This window comes from Saccharothrix sp. ST-888 (assembly GCF_000955975.1).
Classification (GTDB): Bacteria; Actinomycetota; Actinomycetes; order Streptomycetales; family Streptomycetaceae; genus Kitasatospora.
The window spans coordinates 1-4,257 of the sequence record NZ_JYJF01000211.1; the positions used below are offsets into that span (position 1 = coordinate 1).

Sequence of the window (4,257 nt, forward strand, 5' to 3'; positions counted from 1 at the left end):
GAGCCGAACGTCCAGACGTGCGACCTACACAGTCCACCTCCGCGAACCCTCCGCCGACGCCTTGACAGCGCCGCAGCAGCCGTAACTTCGCGGCATTGCGTTTCAAAGTCGTGGTGATCATGTGAGTCCGCAGGTCGCGGCGGTGCGACGAGCGTGGACCATGCCGTCACGAACGCAACGAAGCTCCGGTTGAACCAAGGTCGCGAAGTTAAGCGGCCGACGGTCCTGTCAACGCTCTGTGGACTGAGTTGACGGTTCGACAGCAACAGAAGCGGGGCCTCTGGTAGAGGCAAGGAAGTCGACCAAGACGTTCCTGCTTCGAGAGGTCCCGTTGTCCGACCAGTCCGCCACCAGCACGCTGACGCGCGCCACCACCGTCGCCGAAGGCGTCTTCGCGCCCGGCCACCTCGGTGAGCTGACGCAGTACATCCCCTTCGAGCTCGTCGACGACGTGCTGGAAGGGACCCATACCGTTCAGGCACGCGTGCGGTGCCTGCCCTCGCGGGTGGGCGTGTACTTCCTCCTCGCGCTGGGGCTGTTCCCCGGACTGGGGTACCGCCGGGTGTGGGACATGCTCGGCGCCGGCCTGCACGGGCTGGACCAGCACGGACCTTCGGAGAAGGCACTGCGGGACCTGCGACGACGCCTGGGCCCGGCACCTCTGAAGACGTTGTTCGAGGTGTTGACGGGCCCGCTGGCCCAGCCCTCGACACCGGCGTGCGCTACCGGCGCTGGCGGACCGCGGCCTTCGACGGCTGCAGTTCCATCAAGACCCCGGACCAACCACGCATCCGCTCCCTGCTCGGCAAGGTCCGGCACCACTGGGGTTCGCCGGTTACCCGGTGCTCCGGCTGACGGTCCTGTGCGAGACCGGCACCCGCGGGCTACTTGGCGCGGTCTTCGGGCCGACGAGCACCGGGGAGACGACCCAGGCGTCACGGCTGCCGCCCCTGCTGTCGCCGCAGATGCTCCTGCTTCTGTTGCGCAGGCCGGCGGCAACGTTGTCGCAGCCGGCGAGGCGGAGGGCGCCGATTGCTAGGTTGCGCAGTGCTGCCATGGCCCGGGGTGCGGTTCCGGTCCGCACCCGCGAGGCGTCCTCGGTGAAGGTGGTGTCGCGCACGTGGTGGAGCTTGTTCTCGATGCCCCAGTGTTCGCGGACGCGGTGTGCGATCTCGGGAGCATCGGCCTGCTCTGCCGTCAGGTCGGTGACCGCGTAGACGCGTTCCGACGTGACCTTGCCGGTGGCCACGATCCGGCGGCGGCGCACGATCTGCACGGCTTGCAGCGCGTGCGGGAAGGCGAGTCCGCGGGAGATCGTGGCGGTCTTGACGCGGCGGATCTCGTCGCGGCCGTGGTTGGTGGCGCGGGTCTTGTCCAGCAGCGGGACGTCCCGCCAGGGAAGCTGCTTCAGGCGCTCGTGCAGCAGCGGCTGGTTCCGTTTGATCACGGCGATGTAATGGGCCTCCTTCTCCTCGACCAGGAAGCGGGCGTGGGCTGTCTGGGAGTGCAGGGCATCGAAGGTGACCACGGTGTCGTTCAGGTCGAGCCCGGCGAGGAGGGGCCGGAAGACCGTGATTTCGTTGGTCTTGCCGTCCACCTCTCGTTGGGCGGTGATCAGGCCGGTGCCGGTCATCGCGGCGAGCAGGTGGACCTGGGTGCCGTCGGCGCGACGGGCGCCGCGCACGGTCTTGCCGTCCACGGCCAACGAGCGGTGCCGCCTCCCGCGCGGGTCCGTGCCCGGGTCGGGGCGGTCCGGGTCACGGACGGCGAGCCAGGAGCCGATCGCCGCGTCGAGGGCGTCGCCGTCCACGCGCTGCAGGATCCGGCGCACGGTGGCCTCGGCCGGGGCGACCGGCCCGCTCGGCTCACGAAGCGGGGCCCCGTGGGCGGCAAGGACGGCGGGCGGGGCGTCGGCGGCCCACTCCGCGATCGCGGTCAGGGACTTCGCGCCGGCCAGCACCGCGCACGCGGCGAGCGCGAGGACGAAGGCGAGGGGGTGGCGGCGGCCCTGGGCCCGGCGCGGATCGGGCACCGTCGCAAGGCGGTCCAGCAGCCGCGGGTGTTCCCCGGGCCCGGCTGGCCGGGCGGCGGCAAGCCGGCCCAGGCCGGCGGGGACGGGCGATGATGATCGGGCAGGCACAGTCTTCCGTCTGGGTGATCAGGGACTCGACGCCTCATAATCACCCAGAGGCCGTGCCTGCCTCCGCTCCGATGGCGCTGGAGGAACTTCCCAACAGGGCACTGAGTGCCTGTCTTTGACCTTCGCGTCGAAGGTCGGGGCTGGCGGCCCTCACTGCACCAGCTCGTCGTAGAGGTTGATCTGGTCTGGCTCGCGCTCGTAGCGCAGTTCCCAGACTGATCGGGCCTCCGGTGCCGTGGCCACTTGCCCGAGGTCATCACTAATTCGCTTGACCTGGCCATGAGTCAACGCTGCACTGTGGCGGGGCACCACGAGTCGTGGTGCCCGTATCCCCAGGAGGCAGCGGCAGCAATGGAAATCCGTCCCACGACCGACGAGGACCACGACGTCTTCGTCGACACCCTCCATGCCGCGTTCGGGCGCTTCCCGGAAACCCCGGCCGAGGACGGGGGCGGGGTCTGGTGGTCGGCGCTTGAGATGGACCGCGGCCTGCTCGCTATGACGGCGGACGGGCGGCCCGTCGGCACCGCCGCTGCATACTCCTTCGAGCTCACCCTGCCCGGTGAGATCCTCGCTCCGGCCGCCGGCGTGAGCGCCGTCGGCGTCCTGCCCACGCACCGACGCCGCGGCGTGCTCAGCGCGATGATGCGGCATCAGCTCACCGCGCTGCGAGCCCGAGGAGAGTTCCTCTCCGTACTGCTGGCCTCCGAGGCCCTGATCTACCGCAGGTTCGGCTACGGACCGGCGACCTACACGGGGCGGCTGACGGTGCCGCGCCACCAGGCCGCCCTCGCCCTCCCCCGTGCGCGCGGAAGGGCCGACGACCCGGCTACCGTCCCGGACGCCAGCTCGGTCGAGGTGCTGCGGCGTGCCGAGTGCGGCGAGATCCTGGAAGAGGTCTACGACCAGTACCGCCGCACCCAGCCCGGCGCCCTGTCCCGGCCGCGCCGCTGGTGGGCCATGGGCGCGGGCCAGCCCCCGATCGCTCCCGCGCCACGCTACGTCGCCGTCCACCGCGACGCCGCCGGCGTCCCGGACGGCTACGCCAGCTACTCGCTCGAGGGCGACACCTTGACGGTCGACGAGACCATCGCGACCGATGACGCCGCCATGGCCCTGGCCCGGTTCGCGCTCGGACACGACCTGGTCACTCAGGTCGTCTTCAAACACTTCCCATCCGACCACCCGTTGCGCTGGCAGCTCGCGGACTTCAACGCCTGTCAGGCGAGCAGCAACACCGACTGGCTCTGGGTACGACTGCTGGACATCCCGCGAGCACTGACCTCGCGCGGCTGGTTCACGGACGGCGAGCTCATCCTCGACGTCGACGACCCGTTCCTCGGCGAGCACGGCCGCTACCTGCTGACCGTCCGGGACAGCAAGGCCGACTGCGTCCCGACGGACCGGGAGCCCGACCTGTCCCTGGACGTCAGCGACCTGGGCTCCATCTACCTCGGCGGCACCGCCCCGAGCACGCTCGTGCGCGCCGGACACATCCGGGCCCACCACCCAGGCGCGGCCACCCTCGCTGACAGCCTCTTCCGCGCCGAACGCTCCCCGCACTGCCTGCACTGGTTCTGACCGCGCGCTCGCCGACCCTGCTGGGCAGCCGGCGCGAGCGGCTGCCCAACTGTCGTCGGCAGGACGGTCCCCAAGGCGGCGGGCCCTGAGTTCCAGGGCCAGGTCATGCGGCGCGCTGGAACGTCGTAGTGGTCGGCTCGGGTCGTGTTCGGGCGGGGACGCGGGTGGGGCGGCGGGTCATCAGCGTCACAGCTGCCCAGGTCAGGTGGGCCGCTCCCAGGCCCGAGATTCACCATTTCGTTGCTGAGCGGACGAAGTGAGGCGAGGAGCAGCCCTGGTCGAAATCGACCAGCCGCATCAGTTCCAGCCCGGTCCGCGAACTCCGCAGCCGCATCACCGGCCTGAACCAGCATCAACCTCGACACTTCGCCTGAACGACGGCTTCCTGAAGACGGGGCGATCCACTGCTGATCCCGGATCCACCGAGCTGATTTCGAGGTGATCGCAGCGGTGGTTTTGTGGGGGTGACTGGTTGGAGGGTGTGGGGTGTCCGCTGGTCTGCCCGGCTCTTCCGCGTCTGCTCCGGTCGGGCCCTG

General features: G+C 70.4%; 2 protein-coding genes and 2 pseudogenes. 2 read left to right on the forward strand and 2 right to left on the reverse strand.

Annotated elements, in window-relative coordinates; all coding sequences use genetic code 11:
* Window positions 1-331: 331 nt before the first annotated feature.
* A pseudogene (locus tag UK12_RS43805) lies at window positions 332-977 on the forward strand (transposase domain-containing protein); the annotation flags it as partial.
* A 65-nt stretch (window positions 978-1,042) separates the two neighbouring features.
* Here UK12_RS43805 and UK12_RS31950 read toward each other — a convergent pair.
* Window positions 1,043-2,140 (reverse strand): annotated as a pseudogene (locus tag UK12_RS31950) (ISAs1 family transposase); the annotation flags it as partial.
* A 150-nt stretch (window positions 2,141-2,290) separates the two neighbouring features.
* Entirely contained in the window at window positions 2,291-2,428 is a 138-nt protein-coding gene (locus UK12_RS40280; RefSeq protein WP_156179075.1) for a hypothetical protein, read from the reverse strand.
* A 63-nt stretch (window positions 2,429-2,491) separates the two neighbouring features.
* Here UK12_RS40280 and UK12_RS31955 point away from each other — a divergent pair, with 63 nt between their 5' ends.
* Window positions 2,492-3,721: a GNAT family N-acetyltransferase gene (locus tag UK12_RS31955; RefSeq protein WP_045306712.1), complete on the forward strand. Its 1,230-nt coding sequence runs from the start codon at window positions 2,492-2,494 to the stop codon at window positions 3,719-3,721.
* Window positions 3,722-4,257 lie beyond the last annotated feature (536 nt).